This window comes from Streptococcus suis (assembly GCF_002964045.1).
In the GTDB taxonomy this organism is placed as follows: Bacteria; Bacillota; Bacilli; order Lactobacillales; family Streptococcaceae; genus Streptococcus; species Streptococcus suis_U.
In genome coordinates, this window is sequence record NZ_POPB01000069.1 from 1 (window position 1) to 275 (window position 275).

General features: G+C 43.6%; 1 protein-coding gene. It reads right to left on the reverse strand.

Annotation, left to right across the window (positions count from 1 at the left end):
- Window positions 1-275 (reverse strand): aminotransferase class V-fold PLP-dependent enzyme (locus C1E99_RS00305; RefSeq protein WP_153060112.1); only part of this gene is annotated, 275 nt, incomplete at both ends.

Genomic DNA, 275 nt, shown 5'->3' on the forward strand with positions numbered 1-275 from the left:
CTCATTGTTAGCAAACATGACGCTGACTAAAATAGTATCTGGTCGAAGGGCATCCTGAATTTGTTGAGCGGTGATTACTTGATCGACTGGTTGGATATAGGTTACCTCGAACCCAAACCGCTCCTCTAGATATTGCATGGTATGGAGGACAGCATGGTGTTCGATAGCCGTAGTAATCAGGTGTTTTCCTTTGGATTGATGTGCAAGTGCATAGCCTTGAATAGCTAAAGTATCAGCTTCGGAGCCTCCAGATGTGAAAATAATTTGTTCAGGAG